Annotated in this window: 18 protein-coding genes; 12 read left to right on the top strand and 6 right to left on the bottom strand. The window is 68.2% G+C overall.

Going from position 1 to position 19,659, the window contains the following annotated elements; all coding sequences use genetic code 11:
* The first annotated feature begins 72 nt into the window (after positions 1–72).
* The gene (locus B2W22_RS25100; RefSeq protein WP_286940044.1) at positions 73–1,698 is read left to right on the top strand and encodes a GGDEF domain-containing protein; all 1,626 of its coding nucleotides are present in this window, start codon (positions 73–75) and stop codon (positions 1,696–1,698) included.
* 109 nt (positions 1,699–1,807) lie between these two features.
* Here the strand turns inward: B2W22_RS25100 and B2W22_RS25095 are convergent, their stop codons facing one another.
* From B2W22_RS25095 to B2W22_RS25080, 4 genes are all read right to left on the bottom strand, one after another.
* The gene (locus B2W22_RS25095; RefSeq protein WP_175185787.1) at positions 1,808–2,827 is read right to left on the bottom strand and encodes a histone deacetylase family protein; all 1,020 of its coding nucleotides are present in this window, start codon (positions 2,825–2,827) and stop codon (positions 1,808–1,810) included.
* 145 nt (positions 2,828–2,972) lie between these two features.
* Entirely contained in the window at positions 2,973–3,968 is a 996-nt protein-coding gene (locus B2W22_RS25090; RefSeq protein WP_286939995.1) for a Bug family tripartite tricarboxylate transporter substrate binding protein, read from the bottom strand.
* Positions 3,908–4,981, bottom strand: coding sequence for an NADPH:quinone oxidoreductase family protein (locus B2W22_RS25085; protein ID WP_175125244.1), 1,074 nt, complete (start codon positions 4,979–4,981; stop codon positions 3,908–3,910). Before B2W22_RS25085 ends, B2W22_RS25090 begins: the two co-directional genes overlap by 61 nt.
* Positions 4,981–6,192, bottom strand: a complete 1,212-nt coding sequence (locus B2W22_RS25080) for a CaiB/BaiF CoA transferase family protein (RefSeq protein ID WP_286939994.1) — start codon at positions 6,190–6,192, stop codon at positions 4,981–4,983. Before B2W22_RS25080 ends, B2W22_RS25085 begins: the two co-directional genes overlap by 1 nt.
* Positions 6,193–6,296: 104 nt before the next feature.
* Between B2W22_RS25080 and B2W22_RS25075 the strand changes: the two genes are divergently transcribed.
* Positions 6,297–7,262, top strand: coding sequence for a LysR family transcriptional regulator (locus B2W22_RS25075; protein WP_286939993.1), 966 nt, complete (start codon positions 6,297–6,299; stop codon positions 7,260–7,262).
* Here B2W22_RS25075 and B2W22_RS25070 read toward each other — a convergent pair.
* Positions 7,241–8,644 (bottom strand): 3-deoxy-D-arabino-heptulosonate 7-phosphate synthase, encoded by a 1,404-nt coding sequence (locus B2W22_RS25070; RefSeq protein ID WP_286939992.1) that lies wholly within the window; start codon positions 8,642–8,644, stop codon positions 7,241–7,243. The two genes, B2W22_RS25075 and B2W22_RS25070, sit on opposite strands and share 22 nt — an antisense overlap.
* Before the next feature lie 300 nt (positions 8,645–8,944).
* Between B2W22_RS25070 and B2W22_RS25065 the strand changes: the two genes are divergently transcribed.
* From B2W22_RS25065 to B2W22_RS25035, 7 genes are read left to right on the top strand one after another with little or no spacing between them, the layout of a single operon-like run.
* On the top strand, positions 8,945–9,949 hold the full coding sequence (locus tag B2W22_RS25065; RefSeq protein WP_175125251.1) for a ligase-associated DNA damage response exonuclease: 1,005 nt from the start codon (positions 8,945–8,947) through the stop codon (positions 9,947–9,949).
* 42 nt (positions 9,950–9,991) lie between these two features.
* Positions 9,992–11,596, top strand: a complete 1,605-nt coding sequence (locus B2W22_RS25060) for an ATP-dependent DNA ligase (RefSeq protein ID WP_175185780.1) — start codon at positions 9,992–9,994, stop codon at positions 11,594–11,596.
* On the top strand, positions 11,593–14,055 hold the full coding sequence (locus B2W22_RS25055; RefSeq protein WP_286939991.1) for a ligase-associated DNA damage response DEXH box helicase: 2,463 nt from the start codon (positions 11,593–11,595) through the stop codon (positions 14,053–14,055). Before B2W22_RS25060 ends, B2W22_RS25055 begins: the two co-directional genes overlap by 4 nt.
* Positions 14,039–14,710: a ligase-associated DNA damage response endonuclease PdeM gene (pdeM, locus tag B2W22_RS25050; RefSeq protein WP_286939990.1), complete on the top strand. Its 672-nt coding sequence runs from the start codon at positions 14,039–14,041 to the stop codon at positions 14,708–14,710. Before B2W22_RS25055 ends, pdeM begins: the two co-directional genes overlap by 17 nt.
* A 57-nt stretch (positions 14,711–14,767) precedes the next feature.
* Complete coding sequence (locus B2W22_RS25045) at positions 14,768–15,808, top strand: acyl-CoA dehydrogenase (protein WP_239214184.1); 1,041 nt, start codon at positions 14,768–14,770, stop codon at positions 15,806–15,808.
* Entirely contained in the window at positions 15,796–16,401 is a 606-nt protein-coding gene (locus B2W22_RS25040) for an SAM-dependent methyltransferase (protein WP_286939989.1), read from the top strand. The genes B2W22_RS25045 and B2W22_RS25040 overlap by 13 nt, the downstream gene beginning before the upstream one ends.
* Complete coding sequence (locus tag B2W22_RS25035) at positions 16,398–17,129, top strand: glycosyltransferase (RefSeq protein ID WP_175185776.1); 732 nt, start codon at positions 16,398–16,400, stop codon at positions 17,127–17,129. The genes B2W22_RS25040 and B2W22_RS25035 overlap by 4 nt, the downstream gene beginning before the upstream one ends.
* Here the strand turns inward: B2W22_RS25035 and B2W22_RS25030 are convergent.
* Positions 17,078–17,602, bottom strand: a complete 525-nt coding sequence (locus tag B2W22_RS25030; protein WP_286939988.1) for a CinA family protein — start codon at positions 17,600–17,602, stop codon at positions 17,078–17,080. The two genes, B2W22_RS25035 and B2W22_RS25030, sit on opposite strands and share 52 nt — an antisense overlap.
* A 553-nt stretch (positions 17,603–18,155) precedes the next feature.
* On the opposite strand from B2W22_RS25030, the gene B2W22_RS25025 reads away from it, so the two are divergent.
* From B2W22_RS25025 to B2W22_RS25015, 3 genes are read left to right on the top strand one after another with little or no spacing between them, the layout of a single operon-like run.
* On the top strand, positions 18,156–18,977 hold the full coding sequence (locus B2W22_RS25025) for a BON domain-containing protein (RefSeq protein WP_175125269.1): 822 nt from the start codon (positions 18,156–18,158) through the stop codon (positions 18,975–18,977).
* Positions 18,978–19,022: 45 nt separating this feature from the next.
* A complete protein-coding gene (locus B2W22_RS25020) occupies positions 19,023–19,223 on the top strand; it encodes a hypothetical protein (RefSeq protein ID WP_246282998.1) in 201 nt (66 codons plus the stop codon).
* Positions 19,224–19,257: 34 nt separating this feature from the next.
* Positions 19,258–19,497, top strand: coding sequence for a hypothetical protein (locus B2W22_RS25015; protein WP_175125271.1), 240 nt, complete (start codon positions 19,258–19,260; stop codon positions 19,495–19,497).
* The last annotated feature ends 162 nt before the right edge of the window (positions 19,498–19,659 follow it).

Here is a 19,659-nt window from a genome sequence, read left to right as displayed (position 1 = left end):
TCCGGCAGCTACGCCGATCCGGGCGATTCGCGGTGCTCTCCCCTCAGGAACGACATGGCAAGAGAACGCAGGGTGCGCTTGTTGACCGTGCTTATTTCGCTGGCGGTGCTCAGCGTGGCGGTCGGCTTTTTCAATGCCATGTACGCGGGCTACCAGGCGCAGAAGACGCAGGTCGTCAAGAACACGCTCGACGCCAATCTGGCCTACGCGCAGAAGCTGGCGGACATCATCAACCTGTATATCCAGACGGGCGACCGGCAGCTTACCGCCGGGGCAAACCGCATCCCGCGGCTGGCGGATGCGCCCGGCGCGCTGCAGGCTGAACTGTCGGATCTGGCCGGCACGATCGAAGGCGTGACGGCGGTACTGCTGGCAGATCCCGGTGGCCGGATCACCAGCCGGTCCAAGGACAGTCCGTCGCCGCTGGCCGCCATCAAGCAACTGGACGAACTGGGCGTGCGGGAGCTGCGCGAGGGGCAATGGGCGCGGCCATGCTGCCTGCGCGGCGCGCGTTTTGCGACGCTGACACTGGTGGAACCTGTGCCAGGCCCGCAGAACGCGGTGTCGGGTTATCTCGCCGCCATCGTTGTGCTGGAGCATGGCGGCGGCCTGGACCGGCTCGTCGGCCAGCATGCGTATGCGGACGGCACCTCCGTGTATCTGGTCAACGGCGAGGGTCAGATGCTGTACCGGCATGGCGCGGACGCGGACATTGCGAGCGCGGTCCAGACGCGCTTGTCGCCCGCCACGGGGCCGGGCGTCGAGCAAGTCATGGACGCTTCCGGCTCGGCGGTGATCGCGGGATACGCGCCGCTGGTCAAGGGCAACTGGGCGGTCGTGGTGCAGCGTCCGCTCGACAGCGCGCTGTCGCCCCTCAAGGACCTGTTGGGCGCGTCGCTGCAGTTCGCCGTGCCGGCTGTGGTGCTGACCTTGTTGCTCGTCAGCGCATGCGCCTACGCGATCGCGCGGCCGCTCGCACGCCTGGCTGAGGCCTTCGCCAGCGACGAGCCGGTGGGTCCGACGGCCTTGCGCGCCACCACGCTGAAGACCTGGTATTTCGAGGCCGAAAAGCTGCGGCAGGCCTTGGCCGCCGCGCAAGCGCGCCATCGGGACGAAGTCGGCCGCTTGAACACGGAATCGCTGACCGATCCCATGACCGGGCTGATGAATCGCCGCGCCCTGCGCGCGCGGATCGACGAGCTGGTCGCCGCCGCGTCGCCGTTCGCGGTCATCGCGCTCGATCTCGACCACTTCAAGCAGATCAATGATGTGTATGGCCATCCGACGGGCGATAAGGTCCTGGTGGCGCTGGCGCGGACCCTGCAGGAGAACGTGCGCGCCGGCGATCAGGCCTTTCGCATCGGCGGCGAGGAATTCGTGATGATCTTGCCGCAGCGAGGCGCGCAGGACGAAGCGCAGGACGACATGCAGGACACGGCGCACGAAACGACGCAGGGCGCCACGCGGCCCGCGGCACAGATAGCAGCCCAGGCGGCCGAGCGCATCCGGGCGGCCGTGGCGGCGCGCCCGATGCCCGACGGCGTGCGTCCGGTGACCGTGTCCGTAGGCGTGGCGCTGTGGCCGCGGGACGGCGCATCGCCGCAGGCCGTCATCAAATGCGCCGATCAGGCGCTGTACCGATCAAAGCAGACGGGCCGGGACAGAGTGACGATGTGGGAAGCGTCGGCCGAGGCTTGAACCCGCCCGGCGGCCACCAGCGATTTCGGGTGGTTCGGCTTGAACCGTCTGACCGCGGCGGCGCAGGGGTGGCGGTCAGCTTCTGACGGCCAGTGTGCCCACCGGTGGATCAGGCGCCCGCCAGGCCCGCGAAAAACCGCTTCGCGTTCGACTCCAGACCTTCGATGTAATACCCGCCCTCCTGCACGATCAGCGTGGGCAGGTTCAGTCCGCCTACGTCGCGGCCCAAGCGCTCGAAGCCGTCTTCGGACACGCTGACCATGGCCTGCGGATCCTTTTCGAAGATGTCGAAGCCCAGCGACAGCACCAGCGCATCGGGCTGGAACAACGTGATCGCGCGGCGCGCCTGCGCCAGCCGGTCGAAGAACACGGATTCGGGCGAGCCGTGCGGCATGGGCAGGTTGATGTTGTAGCCGTATCCTTCGCCAGCTCCGCGCTCGTCTTCAAAGCCTGCCACCACCGGATAGAAATTCTCGGGATCGCCGTGGATGGACACGTACAGGACGTCGCTGCGCTCGTAGAAGATCTCCTGGATGCCCTGGCCGTGATGCATGTCGGTGTCCAGGATGGCCACGCGCGGAAATTTGGACGTCAGCCGCTGGGCCGCGATGGCGGCGTTGTTCAGGTAGCAGAAGCCGCCCGCGGCATCGCGCCGCGCGTGGTGACCGGGAGGGCGGCAGATCGCGTAGGCGCTGCGGTCTCCGGCCAGCAGGGCGTCGGCGCCCGCGATGGCGCATTGCGCCGACCAATACGCCGACTGCCAGGTTTTGGGGCCGACCGGACAACTGCCGTCCGCCAGGTAACGCCCGGCCTTGGCCAGCACGCCGCGCAGCGCATTGCGTTCGCGCACGAAGACGTTCGACACGACCTCGCCGCCCCAATCGCCGGGCAGCTTCATCCAGTCCTCATGCGCGTCCTGCAGGAAGCGCAGGTAATCCAGGCTGTGCACCGCCGCGATCGCACCTGCTCCGTCATCGGCGGGCGCCTGGACGTCGAATCCCAGCTTGCGCGCCGCCTGCACCAGGCCGTCCAGCCGCGACGGCACCTCCTGCGGCGTGCGCATCTTCCCGCGCGAAAAGTAGGTCTGCGGATGGTGAAGCTTTTGATCGTCGTGGAAAAACGCCTTCATGCCTGGGACCTCGGGGTTGGTTGGCGCGCGATGCGCGCGGCGGCCGCGGATAGGAAACCATGAATTCTTATCCAGCGGCGTGGCGCTGCTTATGGGGGATTACCCGCGCCGCCCGGGTCGAGGTCAGTCTGAGCCGCCTTTTCCACTATTGCGGCGTGATCTGCGCCGCCTTGACGATGTCGCGCCACTTTTCGCCCTCGGACACATTGAAACGGGCAAACGTGGCGGGATCAGATCCCACCGGCTTGGCGCCCAGGTCGGCGTACTGCGTCACGACATTGGGCTGCTTGAGCGCCCGCGCCGCGTGCTCGGACAGCTTGGCCACAATGGCCGGCGGCGTGCCCTTGGGCGCCCACAGGCCGTACCACGTGCTGATGTCAAAGCCCGGGAATCCGGATTCGGCCATGGTGGGCACGTCGGGCAGTTCATCGACGCGGCGACTGGTTGTCACCGCCACCGCCCGCAGCTTGCCCGACTTGATGAACGGCATCGCCGACGGCATCGAATCGAACATCAGCTGAATCTGTCCGCCCACCAGATCCGTCAGCGCGGGCGCGCTGCCCTTGTAAGGCACGTGCTGCATCGGCAGGCCGGAACGCACCTTGAACGATTCGCCCGCAAGCTGTTGCGCGGAGGCCGAGCCCGCCGATCCGAAGTTCAACGGCTGGGCCTTGCCCTGCGCCACAAGGTCCTGCACGGTGCGCACCTTCGACGTTTCAGGCACGACCAGCACAAGCGGCACGTCCGCAAGCTGCGTGATGGGCGCGAAGTCCTTGAAGGTGTCGTAACGCATCGACGCGTAGATGTACGGGTTGATGACGTGCAGCGACGCGTTGGCCAGGAACGTGTAGCCGTCGGGCGCGGCGCGTGCCACGAGGTCCGCGCCGATCATGCCGCTGGCGCCGGGCTTGTTGTCGACGACGATGTTCTGGCCGATGGTCTTGGACATCTCGGCGGCCACCAGCCGCGCCACGATGTCGGTCGGCCCGCCGGGCGGGTAGGGCACGACCATCGTGATGGGTTTGCTGGGATAGGCGTCGGCCGCCACCGCGGCGACGGGCAGGCTGACGCAGCAGGCGGCTAGCGCCGCGGCGGCAAGATGGCGTGGCCGGGCGGCGCGCCGGAAGTCGTTGGTACGCATGGGGTTGTCTCCGTCGTTATCGTGATCGCCACCTTGCCGACGACTTGTCGGCTTTCCAGGGCGGCGAGTGCTGCGGCAAGACCGGTGATCGGATAGATCGCCGTTACAGCCGGCCGGATCCGCTGGCGGCGGGCCCAGTCGAACAGGGTGGACATGGTCCGCTGCATGGCAGGCGCGTGGACGATGCGTTCGTCCGCGGGCGTCCAGCCGATGTAGCGGCCAAAGAAAAACCCATGCAGGGCAATGTTCTTTACAAGCAGCAGGTTCAGCGGCACGTCGGGGACGCGGCCGCTGGCGAAACCCACCGACACCATGCGGGCATTGGCCGCCGCGGCGCGCACGCTGCGTTCGAAGGCGTCGCCGCCCACCGCGTCCAGCACCACATCCGCGCCGCGCCCGTCGCTGGCCGCCTTGACGGCCTGCGGCATCGACTCGTCAGCGGCGAACGCCTGCGCCGCGCCCGCGTCCAGCGCGGCCTGGCGCTTGGCCGGTGTGCTGGCGCAGGCCAGCACCGTCGCGCCCAGCGCCGACGCAATCTCCACGGCCGCCAGTCCCACGCCCGAGCCCGCACCCAGCACCAGCACCGTGTCGCCGGGCTGCATCGCGGCGCGCCACAACAACGCGCCCCATGCCGTGCCGTACGAGATGGGAATGGGCAGCGCGGTCAGAAGCGGCAGATCCTCGGGCACGGGATAGACGGTGTATTCCGGCAAGGTCAGTCGTTCGGCATAGCAGCCCCAGCGCGCCAGCGCCACTACCTTGTCGCCGGGCTTGAACCGCGTGACCTTGGCGCCGCACGCGATGACGCGGCCCGCGGCCTCCGTGCCGGGCGCAAACGGCAGCGGCGGACGGCTTTGATAGCGTCCCTCGATGAGCAGCTTGGTTGCGTGGCTGACGCTGGCATGCTCGACGGCGATGGTGACTTCGTCGGGCGCGGGCGCCGGCGCCTCGGGAAGCTCGCCGGGCAACACGTCTTCAACCGGACCATGGCGATGGCAGACCAGGGCGCGCATCAGCGGCCTTCCTTGCCGCATTTTGCCTGGCGCAGCACGCCGGCATGCAGCATGGCCTGGATGTCGGCGGGCGCGACGCCCCACTCGGTCAACACATCCACGGTGTGCTCGCCAACCGCCGGCGCCGCGGTGAGCGGCCGGCGTGACAAGGCCCCGGCCGCGCGCGCATAGGGCAGGGGCTGGCCGCCGGGCTGCGCCAGCGGTTCCAGCAGCCCCAGATGCGCCGCCTGCGGATGCGCCGCCAGGCCGTCGTAGTCCCGCACGTACGCGTGCAGCACGTCCTCGCGCGCCAGGCGTTGCACCCAGTGCTCGGCAGGGCGCCGTGCCAACTGTTCCGCCATTTCCCGATGCAGTCGGTCGCGCTGCGCCATGCGGCCTGCGTTGGTGGATAAGGCGGGGTCCGCCAGCCAGTCGGTTCGTTCGAGCGCGCGGCACAAGCGCGCGAACTGGTCGTTGTTCAACGCCAGCACGGACAGGCGCGCATCCGCGGTGTCGAAGACGCCGTTGGGGGCGCTGACCGCCACGGCCTCCCGCTGTCCCGCAATGCCGTACGCAAGGATGTCGTTCACCTGCAAGGCCGCGCAGGCCTGCAGCAGATTCAACTGCACATGCTGGCCGCGGCCGGTGCGCGCCAATTGGTAGAGCGCGGCGCTGGCCGCCTGCACGGCGTACAGCGCGGTGGCGATGTCCGCCATCAGAAGGCCGATGCGGCGCGGCTCGCCGGCGGGTGTCTGGTTGGCGAACATCAGGCCGCTATCCGCCTGCATCACGGAGTCGGAGGCGGGCGCATTGGCGTAGGGACCGTCCGGTCCGTAGCCGCTGATGGACACGTAGATCAACCCCGGGCAACGTGCGGCCAGGCTGTCGTAGCCCACCCCCATGCGTTCGGCGACGCCGGGGCGGAAATTCTGGATCACGAGGTCCGCGCGCCGCGCCATGTCTGCCAGCAGCACTTTGCCTTGCGTCTGGCGCGCGTCCACGCACACACCGCGTTTGCCGGCGTTGTAGGCGATGGATAGCGCGCTCTGGTCGTCGCGGAGCACACCGACGTGCCGGCCCCAGTCGCCGTCTGGCGGTTCCACCTTTACGACGTCGGCGCCTTGCTGCCACAGCATCTGCGCGCAGTACGGGCCCGCGATGCCCTGGCTGAGGTCCAGCACACGCAGTCCGGAATAGGGCCCGCTGGAAGCGTCGGTCAACGGGGTGGGCATGGGTGGATGTCGGTCCGGAGCAAGGGTTCGAAGGCGATGAAGACGATGCTAGACTCGGCCGACGCATTGGACAATCCACCGGTTTGTGCCGGGAATGGTGAACCATGATTGACAATAAGCCGGACCTGAACCTCGTCAGACTGTTTGTCGCGATGGTCGAGTCGCGCAACCTGAGCGCGGCCGCGCAGCGTTGCGGCATGACGCGGTCGAACATGTCGCACCGCCTGAAGCGGCTGGAACTCGATCTGGGCGCGCAGCTGTTCCGGCGCACCACCCGGCATGTCGAGCTGACGCAGGCCGGCCAGTTGCTGTACCAGCACGGCATCCGGCTGCTGGACGAGATGCGCGCGGTGCAGGCGGCCATTGACAGTCTAGATGGGACCGTGCGCGGCGATGTGCGGATCCGACTGCCCACTGGCCTGGGCCACCTTTATCTTGCGCCAGTGCTGTTGGATTTCGCGCGCGCGCATCCCGACATCGCGCTGCGCGTGCACATCAACGACGGGATCGGCGACCTGATCTCCGCTGAAGTCGACATCGCCCTCAAGATCACCTCGTCTCCGCCCGAAGATCACGTGGCGCGGCGGCTGTGCGACATTCAGTGGTGCCTCTGCGCGTCGCCGGATTTCCTGGCGCGCAACGGGCCGGTGCAACGCATGGAGCAGTTGGGCCGCTGCGACCTGATCGCGCCGCAATCGCTGGGCCGGCGCTTCGACCTGCGGCTCAAGCAGGCGCATGGCGACCCGCTGATCCTGCGCGTCGCGCCGCGGCTGCAGTCGGGCGACTATCCGTTTCTGCGCGATGCGGTGCTGGCGGGCTTGGGTGTGGCGCTGCTGCCCCGCTATGCCGTGTGGGAATTGCTGCGTGACGAGACGCTGGTGCAGGTGCTGCCCGCGTACGAGCCCGAGGGGGTGGGCGACGCCATCTACCTGCTGACCGCGCCCAACCGGTTCCCGTCCATGGCTACGCGCGTGCTGGCGGATTTCATCCGCGCGCACATCGAGCGGCACGCGCCGGATTGGAGCGGAGCGGCCGTGGGCGAATGCGCTTATGCGCCGGCGCGATCCTGACCCAAGCGCGTGATGGCAGCGTGCACGTCATCCACATGCACCATCAGCTCACGCACCTGCCGCAACAGCGCGAACTGGTTCAGCACGGCGCTCCAGCGAGGCGCAACCAGCAACTGTTGCCACACCGGCGAAAGCGCCGACGCATCCGGCGCTTCGCCTGAGGCCAACGCGCTGGCGAAGTCCAGGCTTTCCTGCGCCGACAACAGCTGCATCCGGCCAGCGGCATTCAGCAGCCGCGGCGCGGTATCCGCCGGCGCGTCGGAGAAGTAGAGAATCGTCCGGGCAAGATCCGCGTCGTCCGCCGACAGCGCCGCCAACGCCGCACCGCGCAGCCGCACCGGCCCCTGATGGCTATCGAACACATAAATGGTCTGTGCGTCTGCGTGCGCAAGCAAGCGCAGACCGCGCAGCAAGCGGGGCAGATCCGTCGTCGCCGCGTCCGTTGATGCCTTGGCCTCGACCAGCAGGCACACATCCCAGACCGGCGCCGCAGCGTCGCCGGCCGACTGGCGCAGCAGGGCCACGTCCCATTCGGTCTTGGCGCGGTCTGCGTTGCCCGGGATAGACGCCGGGACGTGCATTGACGTGACCACCCGATAACTTTCGCCCGTCCTTTGCGCAAGCTGCGTGGCCATTGCGGCAATGGCGCCTTCGGCCAACGCTTCAACGGCGACGCCGCGGCGGCGAGCGTCCAGCCCCTGCGCGGCGGCCTGCGGCGTGCCGGGGCGGGGGCCTTGCCGTTGCCAAAAGTGTTGATAGCGTTGCACCAGCGGATCCGTGGACAACGTCTCCATGCGCCGCAGACGCGCCAAGGCGGGATCCTTCAGCAACCGTTCCAGTGGCGCGGAAATCGCCGGGCTTGTCGCGGCATCCGAGGGCTGCGCCGCAAGCAGGCGCTCGGCGCCTTGCGTCAAAACCGCCCAGTCCTCGGCCGCCGCCGCCGCATGCAACGACGTCAGCGCGTCCCCCAGCGGCCCGGCCGGCATGCCGCGGCGCTTGCCGGGATGCGCAAACGCATCGACCGCAGTACGTACCGCGCGCCGGTCCGCCTGGGCGTGCGCCGACAACGAAGCGTATTCGCGCACCAGAGGGGATTGATGCCGCAGCACCATGGCCCGAAACGCGGAATCTCCGCCGCTTTCGCGCAGTGCATCCCGAATCAGTTGCGAGAGCGCGTCTACGAACAGGCGTTCACAGGCGGATGACGGCGCTGCGTCTGCACTGAGCGCAACGCGGGCCTGTTCGATGGCGATGGCAAGCGCCGTCGCCGGGTCGGAAACTTCAAGCCCGCTGCGGGCCGCGGGCAGCGGGCCCACGCGATAGCGACGCGGGATGGCGCGCAGCGTCAGGTCCAGCAGGGAATGCGGCAAAGCAGAGGGCATGAAGGTTCCGTGTCATGTCCGGCCTCGCTGCCAAGGAATTACCAGGGAACGACCGACAGGGCGATCGAAGCGACGACGACCACAACAATAATCGTGAGGATGTGATTGGTACGCATATTCTCTCCTTTAAGCCACCGCTCCACACTACCGGCTTACGATGCCCCCCGTCTGCAACTGAACTTTTAATTTCTCATCGGATGTTAGCGGTGCGTTTTCAGCGCACTTTTTCTGCGTCCTCGCGGGGTATAACCAAAGACATGCGGCCGCGAAACCGTCGCGCCGCGCCGATCGGGAGGTCCCATGCGCGACATCGTGCAATTGCGTCCGGAAGGCCTGTATTGCCCAGCCGGCGGCTTTCATATCGATCCGTGGCGGCCCGTCGAGGTCGCCGTGCTGACGCATGGTCATGGCGATCATGCACGTTCCGGCATGGGGCGCTACCACACCAGCGCCGAAGGCTTGCCTATCCTGCAATGGCGGCTGGGCGACCAGGACTACCGGGTCCATGCCTACGGCGAAGTCTTCACGTTGGGTAACGCGCGCGTGTCGTTGCATCCGGCGGGCCACGTGTTGGGATCGGCGCAGGTGCGCATCGAAGTCGATGGCGAAGTCTGGGTCGTGTCCGGCGACTACAAGCGCCAGCCCGATCCGACGTGCAGCCTGTTTGAAGTCGTGCCTTGCGACACCTTCATCACCGAGGCCACCTTTGGCCTGCCTATTTACCGTTGGCCCAGCGCCTCGGACGTGGCGCGCGACATCGTGCAATGGCGCGACCACTGCGCCGCGCGCGGCGAGGCCGCCATCCTCTATTGCTACGCCCTGGGCAAAGCGCAGCGCGTGCTGGCTGAATTGATCCCCTTTGCGGACCGGCCCGTCTACCTGCACGGCGCGATCGCCGCGGGGGTGGACGTCTATCGTAAGGCCGGTGTTCCGCTGGCCGACACGCGTTTGGTCATCGACGCGGACGGCCCTTCCGCGGCCTCGGGAACGGGATTTGCTGGAGAGCTGATCCTGGCGCCGCCGTCGGCGGCGGGCAGCGCGTGGCTGCGGCGCTTCCGCAAGGCGCAGCATGGCTTTGCGTCGGGCTGGATGCGGCTGCGCGGCAACCGCCGGCGCCGCAACATGGACCGCGGCTTTGTCGTGTCGGATCATGCTGATTGGCCCGACCTGCTGCGCACCATCCACGACACCGGCGCCAAGCGGGTCATCGCCACGCACGGCGACACCGAGGCGCTGGTGCGTACGTTGAATGAATCCGGCATCGCCGCCGAGACGCTGGTGACGCAGTATGGCGAAGACGATTAGGGCGGCCAATGAACGAAGATCGACAGGGGAACGGACGCAGGCATGAAGCGATTCGCGGCGTTGTATCAGGAGCTTGACCGCAGTACCGCCACCTTGGATAAGCGCGCGGCGCTGGTGGCGTACTTCCGCGATGCCCCGCCGCGCGACGCGGTCTGGGCGTTGTATCTGCTGGCCGGCGGCAAGATCACCAGCACACGTAAGAAGATCGCGGGGGTTGGCGAGTTGCGGGCCTGGGCGGCCGACGCTTCCAGCACTGCGCCCTGGCTGCTGGACGCCTGCTATGACCAGGTCGGCGACCTGGCCGAAACCCTGGCGCTGCTCGTCCCGGATCCGGAAGCGGCCGCGCCGGATCGCGGCCTGGCTGACTGGATCGAAGAGATTCTCTTGCCCGTCGCGAACCGCGATGAGATCGAGCGGCGCGAGGTGGTCGTCTCGGCCTGGCTGGGCTTGCCCTATGCAGAACGCCTGGTCTTCAACAAGCTGCTGACCGGCGCGCTGCGCGTCGGCGTGTCTCAGCGCATGGTGCAGCAGGCGCTGGCCGAAATGTCGGGCGTGCCCATCGCCCGCATTGCGCAGCGCATGCTGGGCGCGTGGTCGCCCAGTCCGGCGTTCCTGCGCGATCTGCTCAGCGCCGAGGAACTGCCAGGCGACCGCCAGCAACCGTATCCCTTTTTCCTGGCGTCGCCGCTCGAAGGCGATCCCGCCGTGCTTGGACCCATCGACGAATGGCTGCTGGAATGGAAGTGGGACGGCATCCGCGCGCAGCTCATCCGGCGGCGTGGCGAGGTGTCCATCTGGTCGCGCGGCGAAGAGCGCCTTGACGGCCGCTTTCCGGAAGTTGAAGCGGCGGCCGCCGCGCTGGACGTGGACTGCGTCATCGACGGGGAACTGCTCGCCTGGCAGGACGGCAACACGGACCCCATGCCGTTCTCGGCCCTGCAGACCCGCATCCAGCGCCTGAAGCCCGGTCCCAAGTGGCTGGCCGAGGCGCCGGTGCAGTTGCTGGCGTATGACCTGCTCGAACTTGAAGGCGAGGACCTGCGCGAATTGCCGCAGGCCGAGCGCCGCGAGCGCCTGGAAGCGCTGCTGCGCCGCCATCCCGACCCACGGCTGCGGATGTCACCGGCCGTCGTGCCGGCAAGCTGGGACGAGGCCCACGCGCTGCGCGGCGAATCGCGCGAGCGTGGCGTCGAAGGCTTCATGCTCAAGCGGCGCAGCGCGCCGTACCAAAGCGGGCGGCGGCGCGGCGACTGGTGGAAGTGGAAGATCGACCCGCTCACCATCGACGCCGTGCTGCTGTACGCGCAGTCCGGCCACGGTCGCCGCAGCACGCTCTACACCGACTACACCTTCGGGCTGTGGGAAGGCGACGCGCTGGTGCCCATTGCCAAGGCCTACTCGGGCCTGGACGATAAAGAGATCCTGGAACTGGACCGCTGGCTGCGGGCGCACACGCGCGAGCGCTTCGGTCCGGTGCGCTCGGTCGAACCCGTGCAGGTGTTTGAACTGGGCTTCGAAGGCGTGAACATCTCCAAGCGTCACAAGTCCGGAATCGCCGTGCGCTTTCCGCGCATCCTGCGCTGGCGGCACGACAAGCCGGCGGATCAGGCCGATCAGCTGGACACGCTGAAGGCGCTGGCGCGATGAGCGGCACGGCCCGGGGCAGGGGTGCGCCGCTGGTCGCGTGGTTTGCGGCGCGCGGCTGGAAAGCCGCGCCTTTTCAACGCGAGACGTGGCGCCGCTATCTGGACGGCGAGTCGGGCCTGTTGCACACGCCCACCGGTAGCGGCAAGACGCTGGCGGCATTTGGCGGCCCGCTGCTTGAAGCGCTTTCGGAAGACATGCCTGCAAAGGCGGCCACCGGCGAAGGTCCGCGCGTCTTGTGGGTGACGCCGCTGCGCGCATTGGCTGCGGACACGACGCGGGCATTGACCCAGACGGCGGCCGAACTGGGCATCGACTGGACCGTCGCGTTGCGCACGGGCGATGCCAGCGCGCGCGACAAGCGGCTGGCGCGGCAGGGCAAGGCGCACGTGCTGGTGATCACACCGGAATCGCTGGCGCTGCTGCTGTCCTACGCCGATGCCTCGATGCGCTTTCGCGCCTTGCGCTGCATCGTGGTCGACGAATGGCATGAACTGCTGGGCAACAAACGCGGCGTGCTGCTGCAGCTGTGCCTGGCGCGGGTCCGCAAGCTGTCGCCAGCGGCTCGAACGTGGGGGTTGTCCGCCACGCTGGGCAACCTGGATGAGGCCCGCGCCGTGCTGCTGCCGCAGGCGCCCGACAGCGCGCTGGTGGCCGGCGCCAGGCCGCGCAAGATCCAGATCTCCACCTTGCTGCCGGAACGCAGCCGCGCGCTGCCGTGGGCGGGCCACCTGGGGTTGTCGCAACTGGAACGCGTCTTCAAGCGCCTGTTCGATGTGCGCGCGACGCTGCTCTTTACCAACACGCGGGCGCAGGCCGAGCTGTGGCACCGCGCGCTGGAGTCGATCTGGCCGGAGGATCCGCGCACGCTGGCGCTGCATCACGGCTCGCTGGACCCCAAACTGCGCGCCACAGTCGAACAAGGGCTGCGCGACGGCACGGTGCGCTGCGTGGTGGCCACGTCCAGCCTGGATCTGGGCGTGGACTTTCCGGCGGTGGATCAGGTGCTGCAGATCGGCAGCCCCAAGGGCGTCGCGCGGCTGTTGCAACGCGCCGGCCGCGCCAAGCACCGGCCCGGCGAGTCCGGCAACGTGGTCTGCGTGCCCGCGCAAGCGCTGGAACTGATCGAGTATGCCGCGGCCCGGCAGGCGATCGCGCGCGGCGAGATCGAGTCCCGCGTGCCGCCCATCGGCAGCCTGGATGTGCTGGCGCAGCACGCGGTGACGCTGGCGCTGGGTGGCGGCTTCGAAGCTGGCGATCTGTTTGAGGAGGTGCGCGGCACGCATGCCTACGCCACGCTCGATGCCGCGACCTGGCAGGCCGTGCTGGATTTCATCGTGCAGGGCGGACGCGCGCTCGCGAAGTATCCGGACTACCACCGCGTCGTGCGCGATGAAGACGGCTGCTACCGCGTGCATGACCGGCGCATCGCGTTCCGGCATCGGCTGTCCATCGGCACCATCACGTCCGACGGCGCGGTGGCGGTGAAGTATCTGCGAGGCGGCGGCCTGGGATCGGTCGAGGAGGGCTTTCTGGCGCGCTTGCGGCGCGGCGACCGGTTTCAATTTGCCGGGCGCACGCTGGAACTGGTGCGGCTGGAGGGCATGGTGGCTTACGTACGGCGGGCAAAGGGCGGAGACGGACCCGTCGCGACCTGGCAGGGCGGGCGCATGCCCTTGTCCACGCAATTGGCGAGCGAGGTCGAGAGCCTGTACTCCCATCCCGGCGAGCACCCGGAAATGCGCGCCGTTGCCCCGCTGCTTCGCATCCAGGAACAGGCCAGCGCACTGCCCGACCACGGCCGTCTGGTGGCCGAACTGATCAAGACGCGGCGCGGCTCGCATCTGTTCCTGTTTCCGTTCGCAGGCCGCGCCGTGCATGAAGGCATCGCTGCGATGGTCGCCCTGCGCTGGGGCCGGCGGCAGGCCAACACCATCTCCTACACCGTCAACGATTACGGCCTGATGCTGACGCTGGCCGAACCCGCGGCCCTGGACGACACGCTGCTGCGCGCACTGCTCAGCCCGGACAACATGGCCGATGACCTGCGCGAAGGCGTCAATCTGGGCGAAATGGCGCGCCGGCAGTTTCGAGAGATCGCGCGTGTCGCGGGGTTGTTGACGCCATCGCTGCCGGGGCAGGCGGCGCGTTCGCTGCGGCAGGTGCAGGCCTCCAGCGGGCTGCTCTACGACGTGCTGCGCCGCTACGATCCCGATCACCTGCTGCTCGCGCAGGCCGAGCGCGAAGTCTTTGAACTGCAACTGGAGGCGCCGCGGCTCCTGGCGGCGCTGCAGGACTGCCAGCGGCGCGAGCTGGCCTTGTGCGAGCCGCGCGCGCTCACGCCGCTGTCGTTTCCGCTGTGGACGGAAAGCCTGCGCGGGCAGCTCAGCACCGAAACCTGGCAGGCACGAGTCAAGCGCGCCGCCGAGCAACTGGAGAAGCGGTATGCGCGAATCGCCTGAGGCCGGACTTGCGATGGCGCTGGCAGGCGAGCCTGTCGTCCTGCTGGGGGCGCGCGCGTTGCACTGGCCTGCGCGGTCCCGTCTGGTGATCGCGGACCTGCATCTGGGCAAGAGCCACGTCTTTCGGCAAGCGGGCATCGCCGTGCCGCGCGGGGCGACGATGGACGACCTGCGGCGCCTGTCGGACCTGATCGCCGCGACGGGCGCCACGGAGCTTTTGATTGTCGGCGACGTCCTGCACGGGCCCGCCGCGCAGGCCGCGTGGCGCGATGCGTGGATTGCGTGGCGCGAGGCGAATCCGGACGTGGACGTGGCGGTGCTGGCCGGCAACCATGACCGCGCGCTGGACGCCCCGGCGCTGGGCATGCGCCAGCTCGGCGAGGCGTGGGCCGACGGCCCGTTCCTGTTCCGCCACCTGCCGACACCGGACGCGCTGGGCCGGCACGTGATCGCCGGCCACGTCCACCCCAAAACGCGTGTGCCGGGCGTCCCGCGCAGCTGGCCCGCGTTCTGGCTGCGTGAAGGCATCACCGTGCTGCCGGCATTTTCCGATTTCACCGGCGGCCATGCGGTGCAGGGCGGGCAGGGGGCTTCGTTGGTCGCTTGCGTGGAAGGCGACGCGTTGCCCATGGGTTGGACGCCGCGCGCGCGGTGATGGGCACGGCGCTTGCTGTCCGGGGACATAACCCCAACGCCGCACCTACGCATCGCCATGACCGAACGTCCCGACCCGTCACCTCCCCGGCAGTCCGCGCACCAACGATTGAATGAGGTCCTATCCGACGCCCATGCGCCGTTGGATCCCGGCCGTTGGCTGCGCGTCCTGGTGGAACAGGGATGCGATCAACTGCCCTTGCCGGGGTCGGGCCAAACGCTGGATCGGTGGCGCGCACTGGCCCGCGTGGCCGAGGCGGACCTGAGCCTGGTCAAACTCTACGAAGGGCACACCGATGCGCTCGCCATCCTGGCGGAACTCCAGGCGCCTGTCCCGCCGGCGAATAGCCGCTGGGCGGTGTGGTGCGCGGAGCCCCCGGATCATCGCGTGCAAATCACCCCGCAGCCCGACGGCACGGCAGTGCTGCAAGGCGTCAAGGCGTGGTGCTCCGGCGCGGCTGCCGTCACGCACGCGCTCGTCAGCGGCTGGAATCCCGCGGGCGAGGCGTGTCTGGCCGCGGTGGCAATGGATCAGGACGGCGTGCAGGTGACCGATGCCGGCTGGCATGCCGTGGGCATGCGCGCGTCGGCAAGCGTGGACGTGGTCTTTCGGGACGCGCGCTGCGCGCTGGTGGATGATCCTGGCGCGTACGTGCATCGGCCTGGCTTTCTTCACGGCGGCGCCGGTATTGCAGCGTGCTGGTACGGCGGATTGCTGCATATCGCACAGACTTTGCACCGGGCCTTGCCCAGGCATTCCGCCGACCCGCATCGGCTGGCGCATCTGGGCGCCATCGACGTGGCCCTGGCGCAGGCCCGGGCGGTGTTGCGCGAAACCGCCGCCGAGATCGACGCGCATCCGCGGCAGGCGTGCGCGTTGGCCTGCGCCCGCGCGCGGCTGGCCGTGGAAGCGGCTGCGTCGGTGGTGGTGGAACGGGCCGCGCGGGCGCTGGGCGCGGGCCCCTTGTGCCGCGACGCGCACTTTGCGCAGGTAATGGCCGATCTGCCCGTGTTTATCCGGCAGAGCCATGCGGAGCGTGATCAGGCCGCGCATGGGCAGGCGGTGCTCAACGACGGAGGCACGCCATGGGCTCTGTAGCCGTGGACCATTTTGAACGTCTCTACCAGGCGGATCCCGATCCGTGGCGCGTGGCCAGCGCGTGGTACGAACGCCGCAAACGCGGCCTGTTGCTGGCGGTGCTGGGGCGCGAGTGTTATCGCCATGCCCTCGAGCCGGGTTGCGGCACGGGCGAGCTGACGCGGAGCCTTGCGCTGCGCTGCGCGCGCGTCTGTGCGGTGGACGCCGCGCCGGCCGCAACGGCGCGTTGCAGCGCCCGCGTGGCCGGCGAAGGCATGGACCATGTCCAGGTCTTGACGCTGGACCTGCCGCGGCAGTGGCCCGAGACGCCCGCCGCTGGCTTTGACCTCATCGTGCTGTCGGAAGTCGCGTACTACCTGGACGGCGCCGCGCTGTGCAGGTTTCTGAGCGCCGTCGATGCATCCCTTGCGCCGGACGGCGAGATCGTTGCCTGCCATTGGCGGCCGGATTTCGATGACCGTCTTCAGAACACGGACGCGCTGCACGCGGCGATCGGCGCGTTGCCCGGCCTGTCGCGCAGCGTGCATCACGTGGAAGACGAGTTCCGCCTGGATGCCTGGCGCAGACACCCCCAATCAGGAAGCCATTCATGATCGGCGTATGCATTCCGGCGCACAACGAAGAGCGCCACATCGAAGACTGCCTGCGAGCCGTCATGCGCGCATCCCGCCATCCGCGTCTTGGCCGGGAACCCGTGCGTATCGTCGTGGTGCTGGATCACTGCGAGGATGAGACCGCGCGCCGGGCGGCAGGCTGGCCGGTGGAGCTTCTGATGGTCCAGGCGCGCAACGTCGGCATGGCGCGCGCGGCGGGCGCTCAACATCTGCTCAATGCCGGCGCGCGCTGGCTTGCCTTCACCGACGCCGACACCTGTGTGTCGCCCGGGTGGCTGGCCGACCAGCTTTCCCTGAATGCGGAGGTGGTTTGCGGCACCGTATCGGTCACCGGATGGGATGCGCATGGCGAGTTCGCGCAGCGCGCACGCCGGGCGTTCGCCACGCACTACCACGATCGCGACGGTCACCGGCATGTGCATGGTGCGAACCTGGGCATCGCGGCGCACACGTACCGGCGCATCGGCGGCTTTGCGGCGCTGACGTGTAGCGAGGACCAGGCCCTGGTCGACAAGCTGGAAGCCGGCGGGGCGCACATCGCATGGTCGTGCTTGCCGCGCGTCAGCACAAGCGCTCGGCCGTACTCGCGCGTCGAAGGCGGATTCGCCACCGCACTGCGGATGGGGTGGGACGCCGAGCCGGACGGCGCCGGTGCTCAGGCTGATCGGGACGAGGAGGGGCGGGCGCCGTCCAGCCACTGCTTGTGATAGGCGATCAGCTGCGCCAGGGCGTGTTCGGCGCTGGCGCGGCGGATGGCGTTGCGATCGCCCTCGAAGCGCGCCGTCTCGGTATAGATCGCGGGCGAGGCGTCGGCCGGACCCGACTTGAACACCCACGCGTAGCACTGCGTGCCGGCGGGAATCTCCGGGTCGGTATCGTCGGTGACGCCCGTGTTTGAGATCGCTACATTTGCCGGGCTGTTTCGCGCCGCGCCCAGCGCCATTTCCCGCGCCACGGATTCGCTCGTGAGGTTGTGGCGTTGCAGTGTGCGCGCGGCCACGCCCAGGCATTTCTGCTTGGCCTGTGGCGAGTAGGCGACGAACGCGCAATCCAGCAGCGCGCCCGCGCCCGGTATGTCCGCAAGCGTGGCCGCAATCAGCCCCGCCGTGCAGGACTCGGCCGTCACCAGTTTCAGCGAATGCTCGTGCATGTAAGCGGCGACCCGTTCGATGGCATTCATTACGATCCTCCTGCGTGAATGCCCGGGCCCAGCAAGCTCCGTGCCGTCCGCCCTCCCGTCATCTTTCTGGCGGTTTGTGCGCAACGGCCACGCCTACCGACCCGCACGGTAAGCGATATTTACCGCCTCCCAACCACGTTACGGGTTCGCCAGAAGGCAAGGTGCAGACATAGATGGGAACGCTGGAGGCCTCCTGGGTTCTCTTTGCGATCAAACGCCGTTCTACGCGGCATGTGGAGCGATCGGGGAGTTTTACGATTACGTCGGACAGCCTGGATCCTGAAGCCATATTCATCTCCTGAATGTCGAGTGTCGTGTTGCCGGATGCGGTTGTTTGGCCTTGCCACGGCGTTCTGACCGCATGACCCTTTCTTAGCATCGCGGCCGCCTTTGGCCTATCGGCCATAAAGCGTGGACCCTGCCCCCGCCTGCGCAATCGGCACCCGGCACAGCACTTGCTGCCTACACCAAGCGGGCGGGCGAGGGCGCGCGTTTCAACGTTTGAACGCGAGTCCGGCCTGCTTGTTTCGCAACTTGCAACGGGAGAGACGATATGAGTAGAGACCCGAGGAACACGTCGAACTATCGCGGCGACCGGGAACCGTGGCAGGACCCCGCGCCGTCATACGGTTACCAGGGCGAAGGCACGCGACAAGGCGGCACGCGCGAGACCCGGGAACCGGTGCGCAGCCGCAGTGCCGATCCCGGCCAAAGCAGCTATGGCGGATTTTCGAATGAAGATCCCTCGTTCCAGCGCCAACAGGTCTATGAGGGTCAGAGCCGCGGCCGTGGCGGTGATGATCGCGGATACGACCCGCAAGGAAATAGATATGGCGATCAAGGCCGCGGGGCCGGCGGCCAGGGACGCTTCCAGAGCGGCCGCGACCGTGCCTATGGCGGCCGGGAACAGGCCTACGACGGTCCCACGTCGTTCGGCGATGACGAAGGCGGCTACTACGGCGACCGCCCCGCGTGGCGCGAGGAATCCATGTCGTTCGAAACCGCCGAACGGGGCGGCTATAACCGTGGCCCGACGGCCTGGCGGGATCGCGCATCGCGCCGGACCGATCCCAAGGGCTACATCCGTTCGGACGATCGCATCCGCGAGAACGTATGCGAAGCGCTGGCCCATAGCGGCCTGGACGTGAGCGACGTTTCGGTCGCGGTCCTGGACGGTCATGTCGTGCTGGAGGGCACCGTTCCCGATCGGCGCACCAAACACCGCGTCGAGGATTGCACGGTCGAGTGCGCGGGCGTGAACGATGTCGAGAACCGGATCCGCGTTGGAGCCGCGGGAGGCTTGAATCCAGGCGCGAGCAGCTCGGGCGCCGGTAGCACCGGCAGTGTCGATGACGTCGGCACCGCGAAGGAATGACTGGTCCCCCAGTACGTACCACGTTGACCCTGATGAAAGGAGCACATGATGACCAAACACAAGGACAGCACGCACGAAACGGACGCGCCCGACCGCAGCCAGGACGACACGCCCCGCGAGTCGCAGGCGAGTCACGGCGACACGCAGAACCGCACGAAGAAGGAGGGCCATACCACGCAGATCGGCACTGGCCAGGACCAGCAGAGCCAGCGCAACCGCGGTCAGGGCGCCCGGTCCAAGCCGTGATCCCGGTGCACAGATTGTGCAGGGACCGTAGCCGATGACGCTTGACGCGTTGTGGGACTTTCTGCAGTGGCCAGCCATGGCGGCGTCGCTTGCCGCCGCCTGGCTGGTCGCGTCGCGTAGCGCCGGGCGCCGCCACGCGGGCTTCTGGGTCTTTCTCGCCAGCAACGTGCTGTGGGTGGCGTGGGGCCTGCACGATGACGCGTGGGCGCTTATTGCACTGCAACTGGGATTGGCCGTCATGAACGTGCGCGGGGTTCTGAAAAACGATTCGTAGGACTCCTGTCCGCGCGGGCAAAGGCCTATACTTTTCCCCATCACGCACGCTCCGGCGCACGGCACAGGGCGTCTGCCGCCTTCCCCCCGCGCGGCGTTCGCCGGGCATTCATGTGCACAGGGTCATGGCCCCTTTTTCAAGGAGGCAACTCCCATGTCGCGC

Origin of the sequence: Achromobacter sp. UBA4530 (assembly GCF_002388205.1) — a bacterium.
In the GTDB taxonomy this organism is placed as follows: domain Bacteria; phylum Pseudomonadota; class Gammaproteobacteria; order Burkholderiales; family Burkholderiaceae_B; genus Achromobacter; species Achromobacter animicus.
The sequence above is the reverse complement of the archived record's forward strand: the minus strand, read 5'-3'. Positions and strand labels throughout refer to the sequence as shown.

Bases quoted from the DNA above. Each gene is read 5' to 3' on its own strand.
- B2W22_RS25095 (WP_175185787.1), bottom strand. From the start codon at position 2,827: ATGAAGGCGTTTTTCCACGACGATCAAAAGCTTCACCATCCGCAGACC.
- B2W22_RS25090 (WP_286939995.1), bottom strand. From the start codon at position 3,968: ATGCGTACCAACGACTTCCGGCGCGCCGCCCGGCCACGCCATCTTGCC.
- B2W22_RS25085 (WP_175125244.1), bottom strand. From the start codon at position 4,981: ATGCGCGCCCTGGTCTGCCATCGCCATGGTCCGGTTGAAGACGTGTTG.
- B2W22_RS25080 (WP_286939994.1), bottom strand. From the start codon at position 6,192: ATGCCCACCCCGTTGACCGACGCTTCCAGCGGGCCCTATTCCGGACTG.
- B2W22_RS25075 (WP_286939993.1), top strand. From the start codon at position 6,297: ATGATTGACAATAAGCCGGACCTGAACCTCGTCAGACTGTTTGTCGCG.
- B2W22_RS25070 (WP_286939992.1), bottom strand. From the start codon at position 8,644: ATGCCCTCTGCTTTGCCGCATTCCCTGCTGGACCTGACGCTGCGCGCC.
- B2W22_RS25065 (WP_175125251.1), top strand. From the start codon at position 8,945: ATGCGCGACATCGTGCAATTGCGTCCGGAAGGCCTGTATTGCCCAGCC.
- B2W22_RS25060 (WP_175185780.1), top strand. From the start codon at position 9,992: ATGAAGCGATTCGCGGCGTTGTATCAGGAGCTTGACCGCAGTACCGCC.
- B2W22_RS25055 (WP_286939991.1), top strand. From the start codon at position 11,593: ATGAGCGGCACGGCCCGGGGCAGGGGTGCGCCGCTGGTCGCGTGGTTT.
- pdeM (WP_286939990.1), top strand. From the start codon at position 14,039: ATGCGCGAATCGCCTGAGGCCGGACTTGCGATGGCGCTGGCAGGCGAG.
- B2W22_RS25045 (WP_239214184.1), top strand. From the start codon at position 14,768: ATGACCGAACGTCCCGACCCGTCACCTCCCCGGCAGTCCGCGCACCAA.
- B2W22_RS25040 (WP_286939989.1), top strand. From the start codon at position 15,796: ATGGGCTCTGTAGCCGTGGACCATTTTGAACGTCTCTACCAGGCGGAT.
- B2W22_RS25035 (WP_175185776.1), top strand. From the start codon at position 16,398: ATGATCGGCGTATGCATTCCGGCGCACAACGAAGAGCGCCACATCGAA.
- B2W22_RS25030 (WP_286939988.1), bottom strand. From the start codon at position 17,602: ATGAATGCCATCGAACGGGTCGCCGCTTACATGCACGAGCATTCGCTG.
- B2W22_RS25025 (WP_175125269.1), top strand. From the start codon at position 18,156: ATGAGTAGAGACCCGAGGAACACGTCGAACTATCGCGGCGACCGGGAA.
- B2W22_RS25020 (WP_246282998.1), top strand. From the start codon at position 19,023: ATGATGACCAAACACAAGGACAGCACGCACGAAACGGACGCGCCCGAC.
- B2W22_RS25015 (WP_175125271.1), top strand. From the start codon at position 19,258: ATGACGCTTGACGCGTTGTGGGACTTTCTGCAGTGGCCAGCCATGGCG.